The following is a 17,837-nucleotide window of genomic DNA, read 5'->3' on the forward strand; positions in this document are numbered from 1 at the left end:
AAAGGATGCTGCGGAAGGAGATTCTTTATCCCATCCATGCAGCATCCTCTTTATAATTCGTAAGCGCCAAATATTCCTACGGATTTCCTAATACTCTGTTCCCTGCTATAATTGTAGGCGGAAGATATTTAGATTATTGTATTACAATTATGGAGTGATTATTCCAGAGTTCTCTGAGTCACCTGTCCGGACATTGAGAGCCACCATTTCGGAGAATGAGAGTCATATATTCCGGTAATTCAGAGCCACCTTATTGGGCTCTATTCTGGTTCCCATTATTGCAGATTATTCAATAATTTACAGTAGGGAAAAGAAGGTGCTCCGAAGGTCATCTTTCCAATCTCAAATTTCGCAAGGTTACCGAAAACTAATCACTATAGGGATTATAGCCGATTAAGAACTGGGCATCAATCGAAAAGCCCGTGTTTATGCGCTCTTTTCTGAGCGATATCGTATACCTCTTCGTCAGCTCGGATGCCAATAACGATAACCAGCATGGATGATTCTGTATGGCGAAGCTGATATACAACACGTAAGCCAGCGGATCGGAGCTTGATTTTCAGAAGTCCTGCAAGGTTCGTGCTGTTGTGATTACCAAGTGGCTTTCCATAGCCCTGTTCATCAACAGGCAGTGGATTTTGTTGAACTTTTTTGATAGCTTTTAGAACAAGGATGCGCTGGCTTCCATCGAGGTCTTTCAAGTCTTTTTCTGCTTCGGGAAGGTATTCTAGTTTCCAACTCATTCGATGTCGACCTCGCTAAAACCGGCGAGATCATCTTCTGTAACACCGAGACGGCGGTTCATTTCTTCCTCAGAAATCAAAGAGGCAGGATCAAAGTGTGCCATACGTTCAGAAGCGACAGCCAGCAGACGAGCGTCATTTAATTCATCCATTAAACGGATATATTCATCCGGGGAGATGAGAACGCATTCTGCGGTGTTGTTTTTCATAACAACTTTAGCACCGCACTGCTTGACATCTTCAAAAATTTTTCCGGCAAGCCCACGGTTGAATTGGGTGATCGGAACGGTATTAGTAATAGCACTCATAACAGAAGCCATAATCGTCCACTCCTTTCTTTACTTGCATTATAGCACACGTTTGTCAAAATATCAACTAACTGGTTGATGAATTTACTGATAAATATATTGTATGCTAAAAGGCGATTTTGATACACAGATAATAATATTTTGTTACTTTAAGCAGCCTGCTTCGTGCAGATGGGATTTTTTCATGCCCGCGAGGAGGGTGTTACCAAATGGCATCCAGAATCCGGGGCATCACCGTTGAGATTGGCGGCGATAGCACAAAACTCTCCTAGGCGCTGGAAAGTGTCAACAAATCGATCAAAGGAACGTAGTCTGGACTAAAGGATATCAACAAGCTTCTGAAACTGGTCCCCTACAACACAAAAATGGTCGTCCAGAAGCAGAAGATGTTGAGAGAAGGTCTGAAAGGATCCCATCCCGGATGCATTCATTGACATCCCGGTCCACGGCTTCGTTGAGCTCCAGGAATGCGGCATACTTCCGTACCTGTTCCATAAGGAGCATATATTCCTTCAGGTTCTGGCATTCCTCCAGGAGCACACGGTTGGCCTCCGGGGCGATCTTTAAAACCTGGACCTTGCTCCAGTTCGGGCTCGGCTTCGGGGTTCTGGTATGCGTCCGAAAGCCTCAGGATACAGGATTCCGCAGTCATCCAGGAGCCGTTGTAGAATACGACAATATTGTCCTACAATTATGCGGTGTTGAAAGTTAGAAAAAAGCTGTAAAAGAATAAAATTTTGTGATATACTGAGGTGTAAAAGTTCCCTGCGCTGCTCTGATAAACACACACCTTTTTGTGGTGAGCAGCAGACAACGATCTAAGAAGGTATGAATCTTGATTGGCTGAGATGTGAGAAAATAAGGATATGGGGATACTTAATGCCTTGATAATTCAGTATATCTGTGGTAGCTTAAGTAAAGAATCCTGATAAGCAGGAGGTGTGCCTATGAATGAGCAGTTATTGAAAATGAATGGCTTATCGGTGGAAATTCTGGATGCGCTGTCATTTGAGTCACATCTTGGAATTCTATTGAAGAAGAATTTGCACTATTTTGATAAGGATGCATTAATTGCCGAACTTATTGCGATGACTGAGTGGCTGGATGAACAGGAAGTCCTTTCAGGCATTGCGTTAGATTACAGAGTCAAGAGTTTGGATTCCATACTTTTGAAGTATGACCGTTACTATCCGGATCACCAGACTCGAAAAGTATTTAATGATATTTTAGGCTTTCGGGCTTTTTGTGATAGTTACGATCAAATATTAGAAGAAGAGTCTCCGCAGTTTCGAATCGCTGATATGACGAAAGGAAAAGCAGTGGATGATGGTTACAGAGGCGTTCATGTGTACTATCAGAAAAGCGGAAGACATTACCCTATAGAAATTCAGTTTAATACGCTGTTTGACAGGCAGCTAAATAACTGGCTTCACAATTACCTATATAAAAAGAAGTATCCGATAGAGACGGGAAGAGAAATGCGTGAAAGGTATGAAAGCGGGTTGATTCGGAATGAGCATGAATTTAAGGAGGTATTGAATAATGTGCTATCTGGTAGCGAAGGATCGTGATGGATATGGTTGTTTTGCTCTAAAAACAACTCATGGAAAGCATCTGGCAGAATTAAAAAGGGAACTGAACAGAGCAGTTGGTTATAAGGGAGTACAACTTGTAACAATCAGCAGACCAACTGCGTATGGTGAGTATGCGCCATATCATTTTGTGGATACAGAGCAAGAGTTCCAGACTCTTGTAAAAGGACTCCGTCCATAAAAAATTGCCGTGTGTGAAAGCACACGGTATATTTCAAAGGTTATTATCTGGCTTATAACGGAAATAAACAAGAGTGTGAGAAAAAATGAACTTATCAAGAATACATCAAGCTGCGGAGTCCAACTTCTGACAAGAATCTAAACCCAGGATACCGCTGAAGCCGGGGTGCAGAAATACATCCCGGCTTTTTCTATGCCCATTTTTGAGAGGAGAAGGAGAAGCCGCTTGATACTGTCCACGTTAAAAGATGGGTGGGATAGTTTGCGCCGGATGAGTGTAGCGCTGCATTATAGATAAGGCATCTGTTTTACAGCAACTCCCAGCGGAAGGATACCGGGTAAGGATGGTCCCAAAGGCATTTAAGCTCTAAAGGACGCTGCCGAATAATTCCTTCCGAAGCTCCTGTATCAGCGTTTCCACTACCTCCGGCTCCAGTTCCAGCTCATCTGCGATAACGGCTGGGGATTTTCCCTTTTGGAGCTTTTTATGAACTTGATTTCTGAGGATATTCTGCTGTCCCTGCCGGAATTCATCCTGCCGTATGAGGCGGATCTCCCGTTCTTCATCATATTCAAAGATACTCACTGCGATCACCTCCGCTTTATGCTTTGAGAGAAAGTCTGAAAGGATCCCATCCCGGATGCATTTATTGACGGCCCGGTCCACTGCTTCGTTCAGCTCCAGGAATGCGGCATACTTCCGTACCTGTTCCACGAAGAGCATATATTCCTTCAGGCTCTGACATGCCTCCAGGAGCTCACGGTTGGCCTCCGGGGCGATCTTTAAAACCCGGACCTTAAGCTCCAGCTCGGGCTCGGCTTCGGGGCTCTGGTATGCGTCCGAAAGCCTCAGGATACAGGATTCCTCAGTCATCCCGGAGCCGTTGTAGAACACGACAAAGCGGGGAGTGGGGAGCCGGATGAGGCTGGAAGAGTAAAGGGTCTGGTCTTTCGTAAGGACCTGATATTCCTTTGCCACATAAATGAGATCCTAGAGGGGCATATTGGGATTCCAGGTGGACTGGTGCTCGTAGAGATTCAGCCGGAAGTCCATAAGAAAGGCCACATCATTTTTCATGTTCATATAGACGGCATTTTCCAGGGTGATGACCGCCAGCTCCTCCGGGTCCGTATAGGAGGTCTGGTTGACCGCGTTATAAAGACTTAAGAGATTCGTCCGGTCCCGGAACAGCATCCGGAATACGGAATCCTTATAGTCGCGGCGGGCCGCTGGCTTTACTGGGCCATTGTGGCCGGGGCTGGTATCATGGTTTCGATGATTCATTTGTCCTCCTTTCGCAGGAGAACTGAAAATCTCCTGCTTTTCATGATAAAGAAAATGGAAAAGCATAGATTTTCTGAAATGAAGATAGAAAGTCCAGACAGCCATACGGCCAGGAACAAAGGAAATATATGTTTTGCCGGGAGTATAGCATATTTATTTTCGGAGGGCAAGGGTGTGCGGGATAAAATGTGAAGCGTTTATTGCGGATTTACACCAGGCATGTGATACCGGCAGAAGTGGGCGTGTAAAGAAAAAGGATGCTGTGGAAGGACGTTTTTCGCCCTTTGATACGCAGCATCCTTTTTTCTATACAGATATTATTCCCTGCCTGCCCTGTCTTTAATCCAGAGGCTCTGTCACGATCCTCCAGGTTACGTTGAAGGCCTGCTCGAATACGGCCAGATCCAGGTACTCATCGGTGGTATGGACGTTGAACATACCGGTGGAGATCCCGGAGCAGTCAAAGCCGTGGCCAGAGAAGATATTGCTGTCGCCGGAGCCGTTGCTGATATGGTATTCCGGTGTGATCCCCTCAAGTTCCAGGGCGCGGACCGTTGCCTTTGTAAGGAAGCCGTCCAGATCCGGCTTGTGGGGCGGGCAGAAGTGGTCCACATCGATGTCCACGGTGGCTCCGAATTCGGCGGCCGCTTCCTGGCATGCATCCATGATCTTCTGCACCTGGGCCTCGATCTGGGCCTGGGAGTGAGAGCGGACCTCACAGGTAAAGGTGACTTTATCCGTAACGATGTTGGTGGCTGCGCCGCCCTCGATGCGGCCGATATTGGAGGTTGTCTCCGGATCGATGCGGCCGAATTTCACCTTGCTGATGGCCAGGGCCGCAGCGTTGATGGCATTGATGCCTTTTTCTGGTTCAATGCCGCCGTGGGCGGATTTTCCGTGGAAGGTGATGGTCAGCACGTCCTTTCCGGCGCCGGATTTTAAGATAAAGCCCAGATTTCCGGCTCCGTCCAGGGAAAAGATGTTTTTGGTAGGAATTTTGGAATAATCAAAATTTTTTGCGCCGTACATGCCGCTTTCTTCACAGATGGTGAAAAGATAGTACATGTCCCGATGGGGGGTTCCTGTTTCCTTCAGTACCTCCAAAAGCTCCAGCATGATGGCGATTCCGGATTTATCGTCGGCGGCCAGGATCGTGTCCCCGCTGCTCTTTAATTTTCCGTCCTCAAGAACCGGAACAATACCGATCCCCGGTTCCACCGTATCCTGGTGGGCATTGAGACAGATGGATTCTCCTTCCATAGTTCCAGGAATATGGATCAGGAGGTTTCCGCTGTGGTCCCCGCCCACGGCCTTTCCAGCCTGATCGCGGTATACTTCATAGCCGCGGTCCTCAAAATATTTCTGGAGATAGTCGGTCATGGGGCCTTCCTTATAGGAAACGCTGTCGATCTGGATCATTTCCATGAGTCTGGATAAAATCCGTTCTTTGTTATACTGCATAAGAATCTTCCTCCCTTTTGTATCTGTCCCGTTTTCTGATTTTTCACGGGAACATTCCGATGTTTTCATTATACTAAAAGCAGAGTGGAAAATCAATGAAAAACATGGGAGAGGCCTTGCGCAAATTCCTTCCCTGTGCTATACTTCTGGCACCGGGATCCTCTGGGGTCCCCACTGGTTCGTGAACCTCCCAGTATAAAAAACTAGGCATAAGTGAGAATGATAAAGGTAAAAAGCCCTGGCCGGAAGGCGGGGCTGGTACCGCTCTTTGCCTGGCGCACCGGTTTTCTGGATGGATTTCCAGAAGCTGGTGCGCTTATCTGAGGTTTTCAGAAAACTGGCAGGGGCGGTTTTTTGTTTCCCCTGCGTGAAAACGGAAGGAGAAAACAGGATGGATCAAAAGATACAGAAGGTGGTTATTGACTGTGACCCGGGGATCGACGACAGCCTGGCTCTGATGCTGGCGCTGTCCATGGAGGAGATCCAGGTGGAGGCCATTACCATCGTATGTGGGAACAGCCCGGCAGATATGGGCTTTTCCAACACAAAAAAAATTTTAAAGCATATGGGGTGTCTGGATATTCCCATTTATGTGGGAGCAGAAAGGCCGCTGAAGCGGGACTATGTGAATGCCCTGGATACCCATGGGGCCGATGGGCTGGGAGAGAGCTTTCTCCCGGAAGTCCCAGGCTATGAGAACTCCATGACCGCCCAGGAGTTTCTAAAAAAACGGTTTGCGCCGGGACAGGAAGGAGGCCCCTGCTCCGTGATCGCCCTGGGGCCCATGACCAATCTGGCCCGCCTGCTTTCGGACTGTCCGGAAGCAATCCTTTCCATGGACCGGATCGTGTCCATGGGAGGCAGCTTTAAAAGCCATGGGAACTGCTCTCCAGTGGCGGAATACAATTATTGGGCAGATCCAGATGCGGCGGCCCGTGTGTATGAAACGGCTGCCCTGTATGGAAAGAAGATCGAGATGACAGGGCTGGACGTGACCAGACAGATCGTCCTGACTCCGGATCTTCTCGCGTATCTGAAACGGCTGGATCCGGAGGTTGGCAGCTTTGTGTCGGCGATTACGAAGTTTTATTTTGATTTCCACTGGGAGTGGGAGCATCTGATCGGCTGCGTCATCAACGATCCCCTGGCTGTGGCCCATTTCGCGGACCCTGGACTATGCCGAGGGTTTGAAGCGTATACGGCGGTGGAGACGGAGGGGATCTCCCGGGGGCAGACCGTGGTGGACTCCATGGGCTTTTATAGAAAAGCTCCCAATGCCCTTATATTGACAGAAACGGATCCGGAGCGGTTTTTCCGGCTGTTCTTTTCCAGGCTCTTGAAATGCCGGGAGGAGGAGCTGGATCTGATCCCCGGTCTGGCGGCGGGAAGCCGGATGACGGGAACGGCATTCCTTCACGGAAAGGAGGCGCAGCTCCGATGAAAAGCAGGAAAAAAATGACTGTAAACCAGATGGTACTGATCGCCCTGGCAGCCTGCATCAACACAGCGGGCGGACAGGCAGCCCTGGCCCTGCGGCTTCCAGTATACCTGGACAGCATCGGGACCATTTTGGCAGGCATCCTCCTGGGGCCCGTTTACGGTATGCTCCCCAATCTTCTCAGCGGGATCCTTATGGGAATGACCACTGATATTTATTCGCTGTATTTTGCGCCGGTGGGCATGGTTACTGGATTTATGGCGGGGCTGGCGTCGAGGAGAATGCCGGAGCTTATGGGACGCGTCAGGGGGCTGCGGCTTTTTCTGGCTGCGGCGCTGATCACTGTTCCCGGGACCATTGTGAGCTCCCTGATCTGCGCGGGCCTTTTTGGCGGGATCACGTCGTCGGGCTCTACGGTCCTTGTACAGCTTTTGTCCCACACCCCCCTGGGAATGACTGCCAGCATATTTCTGGTGCAGGTCATTACGGATCTGGCAGACCGGACGGTGAGCCTTTTTCTGGCGTCTGCAGCCGCAGGCGCTGTGCCGGACCGGCTGAAACAGGCCATATGCGGCCAGCAGGGCAGAGCCTGCGGTCCTTAAGAAAGGAGAACAGCTATGGGAATACCAGAGGAACGGTACAGCAGGATCATTGCTAAAAATCAGAGGGAGATATGCCTCCTCAGGGGCTTTCCCTGTGCCTGGGGAAAATGCGCCTTCTGTGATTATATTGAGGACAACGGAAGGGACCGGGAGGCCATGGAGGCCTTAAACCGGCAGGTACTGTCCCAGGTAACAGGTGAACTGGGAGCCCTGGAGATCATCAATTCGGGGAGCTGCTTTGAGCTTCCCGAGGCGACGCTTGACGAGATCGCGGCCCTTGTGCATAATAAAAATATCCAGCAGCTGTTTTTTGAGGCCCACTGGATCTACCGCCATAAGCTGGAGGAAATGCGGGAGCGGATGGGCGTCCCCATTATCTTCAAGATCGGCGTGGAGACCTTTGACTATGATTTCCGCCAGCGTGTCCTGAATAAGCATGCGGATTTCCGGGAACCGGGGGAGGTGGCAGAATATTTCGACTCGCCATGTCTTATGGTGGGGATCCAGGGCCAGACAAAGGACATGATCCGGTATGACATCGACTGTCTGAAGCGGTATTTTAAGCTGGGGACCGTCAACGTCTACAATAATAATACCACTCCCATCCGTCGGGACCAGGCTCTGGTGGACTGGTTCATGGATGAGTACCAGTGGCTTATGGAGGATCCCGCAGTGGAGGTTCTTTATGAGATCACGGATTTTGGGGTCGGCTGAACGGAGGAAGAGGATTGAAATTTACTGTACATACCATGGAATATGCAGGAGGAAGGGCAGAGGCATCCCTGGACCTGAGAAATTACCAGGACAGCGATTATGAGGAATACAGGATCATGTACAACGGCTGCTTTCTGGCCATGCGGACGGCTCTGGAGCTGCAGCCGGCGGAATGCTGCGCCGGCCGGGAAGAGCTGGCCCGGAGACGGTCAGAGATCTGGATCCTGGAGATCTCAGGGACCCTGGCGGGTTCGGTGGCCGTTTATGGGAAAGAGATCGACGATCTGGTGGTGAAGGGAGAATTTCAGGGCCAGGGTCTGGGAAGGGCTCTTTTACAGTGGGCTCTGGTCCTTCTGGAGAAAGAGGGCCGCGGCCCTGCAGTCCTCCACGTGGCAGACTGGAACCGCCGGGCCATGGAACTGTACAGGAAGCAGGGATTTCGCATCATAAAGACAGAAGTGATAGACAGAACCGCCTGAGGGCGATATAATAAAGCTATCCATTATATCCCTTCAGGAAAGGAGATTCGATATGAAGTCGAAAGTATTTTTCACAAGAGAGATCACCCCGGAAAAGGTGGTGGAGCTGTACCGCCTTCTGGGAAAGGAACTGCCGGGAAAGGTGGCCATTAAGCTGCACTCCGGCGAGGTGGGAAACCAGAACTTTTTAAAGCCCGCCTTCTGGAAGCCCATCATCGATATGGTAGGAGGCAATGTGGTAGAATGCAATACTGCTTACGAAGGGCAGAGAAATACCACAGCCAAACATATGAGCACCCTGGAGGCCCATGGCTGGAAAAAATATTTCCGCGTGGATCTCATGGATGCAGAAGGCCCGGATCTGGAACTCTCCATTCCGGAAGGAAAGGTGATCCAGAAAAACTTCGTGGGAAAGAACATGAAGAACTACGATTCCATCCTGGTGCTGTCCCACTTTAAGGGCCATCCCATGGGCGGATACGGCGGAGCCTTAAAGCAGCTGGCCATCGGCTGTGCTTCCTCTTATGGAAAGGCATACGTCCACGGCGCCGGAGACCTGGAAAAGATCTGGACCTCTGACCATGATTCCTTCCTGGAATCCATGGCGGATGCGGCCAAATCCGTAGTGGATTTCTTCCATGGAAACGCGGTGTATGTAAACGTGATGATGAATATGTCTGTGGACTGTGACTGCTGCGCCGTTGCAGAGGATCCCTGCATGAAGGATATCGGTATCCTGGTTTCCGAGGATCCCATCGCCATCGACCAGGCCTGCATCGATCTGGTATATGCGGCAACGGATGATCCTGGACAGAAGCACTTCCTGGAGCGGGTGGAGAGCCGCAACGGCGTCCACACCATCGAGGCTGCCGCTGCCCTGGGCTTCGGCTCCAGAGAGTATGAACTGGTGGAAGTAAAATAATAAAACAGACATAAGGTGAGACCGGCTGTGTGTCTGGCAGGAAGCTGCCGGATGCCAGCCGGTTTTTGCAGCCCGGGGCTGGGTCCGGTGGTCTGGGACCGGAGAAACCGAAAACTATGGAAATCGGGAGCCGTCCGTGATACAATGGAACGAAAGACGAGGAAAGGACAAAGAGGGAATGGCAGAACAGAACCAGAATCAGGATATGCAGAAGCCCCATAAGCGGCGGGTCCGTTATAAGGGGACGCATCCCCGGACATTTGAGGAGAAATATAAGGAGAGAGAACCGGAGAAATACGCGGAGACCATTGAAAAGGTTATCTCCAAGGGCAGCACGCCGGCGGGGATGCATTTATCCATCTGCGTCGATGAGATCCTGGAATTTTTACAGATCCAGCCAGGCCAGAGGGGGCTGGACGCCACTCTGGGTTATGGCGGCCACAGCCGGAGGATGCTGGAAAAGCTGGAGGGCTCCGGCCATCTTTATGGTCTGGACGTGGATCCCATTGAGATCGTAAAGACCACGGCCCGGCTGAGGGAAAAGGGCTTTGGGGAGGAGATCCTTACCGTGCGTCAGATGAATTTTGCAGAGATCGACCTTCTTTCGGAGGAGGTGGGAAAATTCGATTTCGTCCTGGCCGATCTGGGAGTTTCATCCATGCAGATCGACAATCCGGAGCGGGGCTTTACCTATAAAGCCGAAGGCCCCCTGGATCTGAGACTGGATCCGGAAAAGGGAGTGTCTGCTGCGGACCGGCTGAAGGAAGTGACCAGGGAGGAGCTGACCGGAATGCTGGCGGAGAATTCTGATGAGCCTTATGCAGAGGAGATCGCCAGGGAGGTATTAAAACGGAATCGGAAAAAGGAATATATACGGACCACCACCCAGTTTAAAGAGGCCATCGAGACAGCGCTGGGATTTCTCCCGGAGGAAGAGAGAAAGGAAGCAGTGGTGAAATCCTGTAAGCGGTGCTTCCAGGCCCTGAGGATCGACGTCAACAGCGAATTTGAAGTGCTTTACAGCTTTCTGGAAAAGCTCCCCGGCGTCATGGCCCCAGGCGGACGGGCGGCGATTCTTACGTTCCATTCCGGAGAGGACCGGCTTGTGAAGCACTATTTTAAAGAGGGGAAGAAGGCCGGGCTGTACCAGGAGATCTCCGAGGAGGTGATCCGTCCCTCGGCGGAGGAATGTCAGAGAAATCCCCGGGCCAGATCCACAAAGATGCGCTGGGCCATCCGGGCGCAGGAATAGAAGCGCCGCCAGTGAAAGCGGCTATTGAAAAGGGATTTCTGCCATGATATAATCCGGTATAAAAGGGGCCGGGACATTATGGCCCCGGCGGCATGAAATACATGAAAGAGAAAGAAGGACAGAAAATGAATTACATGGTCTGTATTCCGTCCCCTGATATGGTGTCCAGGGAAAACTGCGAAAAGGTACATAATATCCTGGCCAGGATGTCGGATGCATATAAACTCAATATTGTGCCGGAGCCGGTGAAGGTGAAGCAGACTCCGTGTCCGGAGTATTACAGAAAGTACCGGATCTATAAGGAGATCCGTGAAAGGGATGGAAATGGGGAAGCCTACCTTCTCCAGGAAGAGGAGGACATGATCCTCAGCGTATGCCGGACTCCGGAGGAGGAAGCGCTCATGAAGGGCTGTACCTACGCATACCGTTATCCGTCCAGTCTGGTTCTCAAAAGCTTCCGTGAGGATAAAAAGGAAAAGAAGGAAAAGCGGGAGGCCAGGCCGGAAACAAGAAATGAGCGGAGCCGGGGAGAAAAGCCGGAGAGGGGAGAAAAGCCAGAGCGGGCCGGGAAGCCGGAGCGGGCCCCCAGGGGAGAACGGCAGCCACGGGGAGAGCGGCAGGGCCAGTCTGAGAGGTTGGAGAGATCCGGAAGGGCTGAAAGAGCGGAGAGAGCAGAAAGAACCGAAAAAACCGAAAGACCAGAAAGAACTGAGCACCCCGAAAGATCTGAAAGACCAGAAAGACCTGAAAAAACCGAGCGTTCCGAAAGATCTGAAAGATCCGAAAAAACTGAAAAAACAATATAGAGGAGGAAATAACGATGCTGGCATTTGAATGCGATTATCTGGAAGGAGCCCATGAAAAAATTTTAAACCGACTGATCGAAACGAATATGGAGAAGCTGCCCGGCTATGGAGCAGACCCCTACTGCGCCAGTGCCAGGGAGAAGATCCTGGACGCATGCCAGTGCCCGGAAGGCGAGGTGTTCTTCCTGGTGGGCGGCACCCAGACCAACGCCACAGTCATCGACGGGCTTTTATCCTCTTATGAGGGAGTGGTTTCCGCAGAGACAGGCCATGTGAACTGCCACGAGTCCGGAGCCATCGAGGCTTCCGGCCATAAGGTCATCACACTTCCCCATCACGAAGGAAAGCTGGACGCGGGGGAGCTGGAAGGCCTTTTAAAGACGTTCTGGGGAGACGAGACGTATGAGCACATGGTATTCCCGGGCATGGTCTACATCTCCCATCCCACGGAATACGGTACACTGTATACAAAAGACGAGCTGAAAGGCCTCCATCAGGTCTGCAAAGCGTATGGGATTCCCCTGTATATGGACGGAGCAAGGCTGGGATACGGTCTTGCGGCCCATGGTACGGACGTGACTCTGCCGGTGATCGCTGAGTACTGCGACGCCTTTTATATCGGAGGAACAAAGGTGGGAGCTCTCTGCGGAGAGGCCGTTGTGTTCCCGAAAAAGGAGCGGGTTCCGAAGCACTTTTTCACCACCATCAAGCAGCATGGAGCACTTTTAGCCAAAAGACGCCTTCTGGGGATCCAGTTTGATACACTGTTCACCGATGGCCTCTATATGGAAGTAAGCCGCCATGCCATCCGGATGGCTGAGGTTTTAAAGCAGGGGCTGAAGGAAAAGGGCTATGGCTTCCACATCGACTCTCCCACAAACCAGCAGTTCGTGGTCCTGGAAAACAAAAAGCTGGAGGAGTTAAGGAAGGAAGTGAGCTTCAGTATCTGGGAGAAAAAGGATGCGGACCATACGGTGGTGCGGTTTGCCACCAGCTGGGCCACAAAGGAAGAGGATATCCGGAAGCTCCTGGCACTGATGTAATAGCTGTCGTCTGCTGGCCTGGCAGCGGACCCAGAATATGGAATGTGAAAGATGTGTGAATTTCGAATAGGATCCATTGACTTTTGACATAATAATCCATAAAATAAAAATGTCAGTAAAAACATTCTTATGGAGGGAATTGCAATGGAATTAAAAGGAAGTAAGACAGAGCAGAATCTGATCGCTGCATTTGCCGGCGAGTCCCAGGCCAGGAACAAGTATACGTATTTTGCCAGCGTCGCAAAAAAAGAAGGCTATGAGCAGATCGCCGCGATCTTCCAGGAAACGGCAGATAATGAAAAAGAGCACGCCAAAATGTGGTTCAAGGAATTATCCCTCCTGGGAAATACAGCAGAGAACTTAAAAGCCGCTGCAGCCGGAGAGAACTATGAGTGGACCGATATGTACAAGACCTTTGCCCAGGAGGCGGAGGCCGAAGGCTTTACAGCTCTGGCCCATAAGTTCCGTATGGTGGCGGAGATCGAAAAGACCCATGAGGAGCGGTATTTAAAGCTTCTTGAGAACGTGGAGATGAAAAAGGTCTTTGAAAAGAGTGAAGAGGTGATGTGGGTGTGCAGGAACTGCGGCCATATCGTAATTGGGAAAAAGGCCCCGGCAGTCTGTCCGGTCTGCGCCCATCCCCAGAGCTTCTTTGAAGTAAAGGCAGAGAATTATTAAAAGTGGATCCCCCGGAGCGCGGCCCCGGGGGATTTTTTCGGTCACCAGGTGCTTATATGAAAAGCCGGCTGAAAGCGGGAACCTGGAGAACCTTTTAAATCCATGTTGGCAATTCACAGAAAGTATGATATAATTTCCTACAAGCAAAAAAGAACGGTTCAGCCATGCCCCCTTCCTGCCGCCTGCGGCGGACAGGAAGCGCCGGATCCCTGATGGCTGGACGGTTACAACAAAATACATAGGAGAGCGCAGAGAATGAAAATGAAACGCGTTTTTTTAAAGCTCAGCGGCGAAGCGCTGGCTGGTCCGAAAAAAACAGGTTTTGACGAGGATACGGTAAAAGAGGTTGCAAGACAGGTGAAGCTTTCGGTGGATGCCGGCGTCCAGGTGGGCATCGTCATCGGCGGAGGAAACTTCTGGAGAGGCCGTACCAGCGACGCCATCGACCGTACCAAGGCGGACCAGATCGGAATGTTAGCTACCGTCATGAACTGTATTTACGTATCTGAGATCTTCCGGAACACTGGAATGAAGACCCAGATCTTAACCCCCTTTGAGTGCGGCTCTATGACAAAGCTGTTTTCCAAGGACCGGGCCAATAAATACTTTGAAAGAGGCATGGTAGTATTTTTCGCCGGAGGGATCGGACATCCCTATTTCTCCACGGATACGACCATCACACTGCGGGCCATTGAGATGGATGCGGACTGCATTCTCCTGGCCAAGGCCATTGACGGCGTTTATGACAGCGATCCCAGGGTCAATCCGGCTGCGAAAAAGTACGATACAGTCTCCATCCAGGAAGTGATCGACAAGCAGTTAGCAGTGGTGGACCTGACGGCGTCCATCATGTGCATGGAGCATAAAATGCCCATGGCCGTATTCTCCTTAAACGAGGAAAACGGCATCGCCAATGCCATGCAGGGAAATATTAACGGTACCATCGTTACCGTTTCATAACAGGAGGTTATTATGAAAGAACAGTTAAAGATCTACGAAGAAAAGATGGATAAGACCATTGACAGCCTGATGAATGATTACGCCTCCATTCGTGCCGGACGCGCCAATCCGCACGTTCTGGATAAGATCAAAGTAGACTATTATGGAACTCCGACCCCGATCCAGCAGGTGGGAAATATCTCCGTGCCTGAGGCCCGGATGATCCTGATCCAGCCCTGGGAGAAGAGCCTGTTAAAGGCCATTGAAAAAGCGATCCAGACCTCGGATCTGGGCATCAATCCCAACAACGACGGTTCCTGCATCCGCCTGATCTTCCCAGAGCTCACCGAGGACAGACGTAAGGAGCTGGCCAAGGATGTAAAGAAGAAGGGCGAGAATGCCAAGGTGGCAGTCCGCAATATCCGCCGCGATGCCAACGATACCTTTAAGAAGATGGAAAAGAACGATGAGATCTCTGAGGACGATTTAAAGGATGCTGAGGAAAAGATTCAGAAGATCACCGACAAGGCCATCGAGAAGATCGACAAGGCTGTGGAGAACAAAACGAAAGAGATCCTTACAGTATAAGATAAGATCACAGGGGGCAGGGAAACCTGGCCCCTGTCTTTTGAAATCCGGCCAAGGATGCCGGACGGGAGGAAAGAATGGAAGAAAATCTCAAGATTCCTGCCCACGTGGCGCTGATCCTGGATGGAAACGGCCGCTGGGCGAAAAAACGGGGCCTTCCCCGGCAGCTGGGCCATAAAAAGGGCTGCGAAACTGTGGAACAGATCGTAGAAGATGCAGCCAGACTGGGGATCCGGTACCTGACGGTCTATGGCTTTTCCACAGAAAACTGGAAACGGCCGGCAGAGGAAGTGGGAGCCCTGATGCAGCTGTTCCGGTATTATGCAAAACGGCTTTTAAAGATCGCCAAGGCCAATAATGTGCGGGTAAGGATGATCGGAGAGAGGAGCCGGTTTGCGCCGGATATCGTAGAGGGGATCGACAGCCTGGAACGGGAGACAAAGGACAATACAGGCCTTACCTTTGTGATCGCCGTCAATTACGGGAGCCGGGATGAGATCACCAGGGCTGTAAAAAAGGTCATGGAGGATGTGAAGGCCGGAAGGATCACCGAGGAGGAGATGACGGAAAGCCGGTTTGCCTCCTATCTGGATACTGCCGGGATCCCGGATCCGGATCTTCTGATCCGCACCAGCGGGGAGCTGCGTCTTTCCAATTACCTGCTCTGGCAGCTTGCTTATTCGGAACTTTATGTGACCGACTGCCTCTGGCCGGATTTTAACAAAGAGGAATTACTGGAGGCCATCCGCCAGTATAATAAGAGAGACCGCCGGTTCGGCGGCGTTTCCCAGACGGAGAAGAAGTAAGGGGTGACAATATGTTTACGACCAGACTGATCAGCGGGATCGTTTTGGTGATCCTGGCGGCATTTCTGCTGGTTAAGGGAGGGACGCTTCTGTTCCTGGTGTCCCTGGCAATTTCCCTGATCGGCCTTTTTGAGCTGTACCGGGTCATGAAGATCCAAAAGGAGCTGCCGGGCCTGGTGGGCTACGGGGCCGTTCTGGCGTATTATGCCATCGTATGGACTGGCATGGACCGTCATGTGACCTTCCTTGCCATCGCAGCGCTGATGCTTTTAATGACCATCTATGTGTTTACGTTCCCTAAATTTACCACCGAGCAGATCACGGTGGCCTTTTTCGGGATCTTTTATGTGGGGCTGATGCTTTCCTACCTGTATCAGGTGCGCTCCATGCCCGACGGAAAATACCTGGTGTGGCTCATCGTTTTAAGCTCCTGGGGCTGTGATACGTGTGCCTACTGTGTGGGAATGCTCCTTGGAAAGCATAAGATGGCGCCGAAGCTGAGCCCCAAAAAGACGGTGGAGGGAGCCGTGGGAGGCGTTCTGGGAGCGGCCCTCCTGGGCTTTTTATACGGCGTATACTTTGAAGGCCATATGGTGGAGCTGGCCCGGCCCGGTGTTATCAGCGCCGCTGCCTGTGCCATTGCGGCTGTGATCTCCCAGATCGGGGATCTGGCGGCCTCTGCCATCAAACGGAACCACGGCGTCAAGGACTACGGTCATCTGATCCCCGGCCACGGCGGGATCTTAGACCGGTTCGACAGTATGATCTTTACGGCCCCGGCCATTTACTTTGCAGTGATGTTCCTGGGCTTACGATAAGAGAAAGAGGGAAAGCGGAATGAAGACCATAGGGATCCTAGGCTCCACCGGCTCCATCGGCACCCAGACCCTGGATGTGGTGCGGGCCAACGGGGATATTTCAGTAAAAGCCATTGCGGCGGGAAGCAATATCAGGCTCCTGGAGGAGCAGATCCGGGAATTTAATCCGGCTGTCTGCGGCGTCTGGGACGAAGAAAGGGCAGAGGACCTGGCCCTGCGGGTCAGGGATACGGATACAAGGATCGTATCCGGCATGGACGGCCTCATGGAGATCGCGGCCATGGACGGATATGAGATCCTGGTGACGGCGGTGGTAGGGATGATCGGAATCCGTCCCACCATGGCTGCCATTAAGTCGGGAAAGGACATCGCCCTGGCCAATAAAGAAACGCTGGTGACAGCGGGCCATCTCATCGTCCCCCTGGCCAGGGAGCACCAGGTGCGCCTTCTTCCGGTGGACAGCGAGCACAGCGCCATTTTCCAGTGCTTAAACGGAGAGCATGGGAATAAGATAGATAAGATCCTTCTGACGGCTTCCGGAGGCCCCTTCCGGGGCTGGACCAGGAAGCAGATGGAGCGCGTGCAGGTGGAGGATGCCTTAAAGCATCCCAACTGGTCCATGGGAAGAAAGATCACCATCGACAGCTCCACAATGGTCAACAAGGGCCTGGAGGTGATGGAGGCCAGGTGGCTCTTTGACGTGGACCTGGACCGGATCCAGGTGGTGGTGCAGCCTAAAAGCATCATCCATTCCATGGTACAGTTTGAGGACGGGGCCGTCATGGCCCAGTTGGGAACGCCAGATATGAAGCTTCCGATCCAGTACGCCCTGTATTATCCGGAGCGGCGGCCCCTGGCCGGGGACCGGCTGGATTTCTGGAAGCTTATGGAGATCGCCTTTGAGAAGCCGGATCCGGAGAATTTCCGCGGCCTGGCCCTGGCCTATGAGGCCGGAAAGGCCGGAGGCTCCATGCCGGTGGTATTCAACGCGGCCAATGAGTTTGCCGTGGCGGAATTCCTGGACCGCAGGGCCGGATACCTGGAGATCACGGATATGATCGCCGAGTCCATGGCCCATCATACAAGGATCAGCCATCCGTCTCTGGAGCAGGTCCTGGAGGCGGAGCAGGAAACGTATGAGTTCCTGCGCAGACGGCAGGAAAAGAATAAATTTCAGATATAA

The 17,837-nt window shown here is 51.6% G+C and carries 21 protein-coding genes and 1 riboswitch; of the genes, 16 read left to right on the forward strand and 5 right to left on the reverse strand.

What is annotated here, in order from left to right:
* Positions 1 to 407: 407 nt before the first annotated feature.
* Both OCV69_RS03225 and OCV69_RS03230 read right to left on the reverse strand, forming a co-directional pair.
* Positions 408 to 743 carry a type II toxin-antitoxin system RelE family toxin gene (locus OCV69_RS03225; RefSeq protein ID WP_158357457.1) on the reverse strand — a complete coding sequence of 112 codons (336 nt, stop codon included), beginning with the start codon at positions 741 to 743 and terminating at the stop codon, positions 408 to 410.
* Entirely contained in the window at positions 740 to 1,063 is a 324-nt protein-coding gene (locus OCV69_RS03230) for a type II toxin-antitoxin system Phd/YefM family antitoxin (RefSeq protein WP_022272565.1), read from the reverse strand. The genes OCV69_RS03225 and OCV69_RS03230 overlap by 4 nt, the downstream gene beginning before the upstream one ends.
* Before the next feature lie 935 nt (positions 1,064 to 1,998).
* Between OCV69_RS03230 and OCV69_RS03240 the strand changes: the two genes are divergently transcribed.
* The gene (locus OCV69_RS03240) at positions 1,999 to 2,622 is read left to right on the forward strand and encodes a nucleotidyltransferase family protein (RefSeq protein ID WP_158357455.1); all 624 of its coding nucleotides are present in this window, start codon (positions 1,999 to 2,001) and stop codon (positions 2,620 to 2,622) included.
* A complete protein-coding gene (locus OCV69_RS03245; protein WP_158357453.1) occupies positions 2,594 to 2,824 on the forward strand; it encodes a DUF6718 family protein in 231 nt (76 codons plus the stop codon). Before OCV69_RS03240 ends, OCV69_RS03245 begins: the two co-directional genes overlap by 29 nt.
* A gap of 366 nt (positions 2,825 to 3,190) precedes the next feature.
* Here OCV69_RS03245 and OCV69_RS03250 read toward each other — a convergent pair whose 3' ends face one another.
* From OCV69_RS03250 to OCV69_RS03260, 3 genes are all read right to left on the reverse strand, one after another.
* Positions 3,191 to 3,802, reverse strand: a complete 612-nt coding sequence (locus OCV69_RS03250; protein WP_262562970.1) for a hypothetical protein — start codon at positions 3,800 to 3,802, stop codon at positions 3,191 to 3,193.
* 12 nt (positions 3,803 to 3,814) lie between these two features.
* Positions 3,815 to 4,108: a hypothetical protein gene (locus OCV69_RS03255; protein WP_262562971.1), complete on the reverse strand. Its 294-nt coding sequence runs from the start codon at positions 4,106 to 4,108 to the stop codon at positions 3,815 to 3,817.
* 339 nt (positions 4,109 to 4,447) lie between these two features.
* Complete coding sequence (locus tag OCV69_RS03260) at positions 4,448 to 5,569, reverse strand: M20/M25/M40 family metallo-hydrolase (protein ID WP_262562972.1); 1,122 nt, start codon at positions 5,567 to 5,569, stop codon at positions 4,448 to 4,450.
* A gap of 168 nt (positions 5,570 to 5,737) precedes the next feature.
* Positions 5,738 to 5,782, forward strand: a riboswitch (PreQ1 riboswitch).
* Positions 5,783 to 5,960: 178 nt separating this feature from the next.
* Here OCV69_RS03260 and OCV69_RS03265 point away from each other — a divergent pair.
* The 14 genes from OCV69_RS03265 to OCV69_RS03330 all read left to right on the forward strand — a co-directional run bounded on the left by OCV69_RS03265 (position 5,961) and on the right by OCV69_RS03330 (position 17,837).
* Complete coding sequence (locus OCV69_RS03265) at positions 5,961 to 7,010, forward strand: nucleoside hydrolase (protein ID WP_158357449.1); 1,050 nt, start codon at positions 5,961 to 5,963, stop codon at positions 7,008 to 7,010.
* Positions 7,007 to 7,609 (forward strand): type 2 periplasmic-binding domain-containing protein, encoded by a 603-nt coding sequence (locus OCV69_RS03270; protein ID WP_022273612.1) that lies wholly within the window; start codon positions 7,007 to 7,009, stop codon positions 7,607 to 7,609. The genes OCV69_RS03265 and OCV69_RS03270 overlap by 4 nt, the downstream gene beginning before the upstream one ends.
* Positions 7,610 to 7,624: 15 nt before the next feature.
* A complete protein-coding gene (locus OCV69_RS03275; protein WP_158357447.1) occupies positions 7,625 to 8,323 on the forward strand; it encodes a radical SAM protein in 699 nt (232 codons plus the stop codon).
* Positions 8,324 to 8,337: 14 nt separating this feature from the next.
* Positions 8,338 to 8,802 (forward strand): GNAT family N-acetyltransferase, encoded by a 465-nt coding sequence (locus tag OCV69_RS03280; RefSeq protein WP_022273614.1) that lies wholly within the window; start codon positions 8,338 to 8,340, stop codon positions 8,800 to 8,802.
* A gap of 52 nt (positions 8,803 to 8,854) precedes the next feature.
* A complete protein-coding gene (locus tag OCV69_RS03285) occupies positions 8,855 to 9,724 on the forward strand; it encodes a DUF362 domain-containing protein (protein WP_158357445.1) in 870 nt (289 codons plus the stop codon).
* Positions 9,725 to 9,902: 178 nt separating this feature from the next.
* On the forward strand, positions 9,903 to 10,976 hold the full coding sequence (gene rsmH / locus OCV69_RS03290; protein WP_158357443.1) for a 16S rRNA (cytosine(1402)-N(4))-methyltransferase RsmH: 1,074 nt from the start codon (positions 9,903 to 9,905) through the stop codon (positions 10,974 to 10,976).
* A gap of 101 nt (positions 10,977 to 11,077) precedes the next feature.
* Positions 11,078 to 11,782: a hypothetical protein gene (locus tag OCV69_RS03295; protein ID WP_262562973.1), complete on the forward strand. Its 705-nt coding sequence runs from the start codon at positions 11,078 to 11,080 to the stop codon at positions 11,780 to 11,782.
* A gap of 14 nt (positions 11,783 to 11,796) precedes the next feature.
* Complete coding sequence (locus OCV69_RS03300; RefSeq protein ID WP_158357441.1) at positions 11,797 to 12,825, forward strand: threonine aldolase family protein; 1,029 nt, start codon at positions 11,797 to 11,799, stop codon at positions 12,823 to 12,825.
* Positions 12,826 to 12,969: 144 nt separating this feature from the next.
* Entirely contained in the window at positions 12,970 to 13,503 is a 534-nt protein-coding gene (rbr, locus tag OCV69_RS03305) for a rubrerythrin (protein WP_022273619.1), read from the forward strand.
* A 255-nt stretch (positions 13,504 to 13,758) separates the two neighbouring features.
* Positions 13,759 to 14,463, forward strand: coding sequence for a UMP kinase (pyrH, locus tag OCV69_RS03310; RefSeq protein ID WP_158357439.1), 705 nt, complete (start codon positions 13,759 to 13,761; stop codon positions 14,461 to 14,463).
* 12 nt (positions 14,464 to 14,475) lie between these two features.
* Positions 14,476 to 15,030, forward strand: a complete 555-nt coding sequence (gene frr / locus OCV69_RS03315; protein WP_022273622.1) for a ribosome recycling factor — start codon at positions 14,476 to 14,478, stop codon at positions 15,028 to 15,030.
* 77 nt (positions 15,031 to 15,107) lie between these two features.
* Positions 15,108 to 15,836 (forward strand): isoprenyl transferase, encoded by a 729-nt coding sequence (locus OCV69_RS03320; protein ID WP_158357437.1) that lies wholly within the window; start codon positions 15,108 to 15,110, stop codon positions 15,834 to 15,836.
* 11 nt (positions 15,837 to 15,847) lie between these two features.
* Complete coding sequence (locus OCV69_RS03325; RefSeq protein WP_158357435.1) at positions 15,848 to 16,654, forward strand: phosphatidate cytidylyltransferase; 807 nt, start codon at positions 15,848 to 15,850, stop codon at positions 16,652 to 16,654.
* Positions 16,655 to 16,673: 19 nt separating this feature from the next.
* A complete protein-coding gene (locus OCV69_RS03330) occupies positions 16,674 to 17,837 on the forward strand; it encodes a 1-deoxy-D-xylulose-5-phosphate reductoisomerase (RefSeq protein ID WP_158357433.1) in 1,164 nt (387 codons plus the stop codon).

The organism is Alitiscatomonas aceti, from assembly GCF_025567195.1.
GTDB classification, from domain to species: Bacteria; Bacillota; Clostridia; order Lachnospirales; family Lachnospiraceae; genus Alitiscatomonas; species Alitiscatomonas aceti.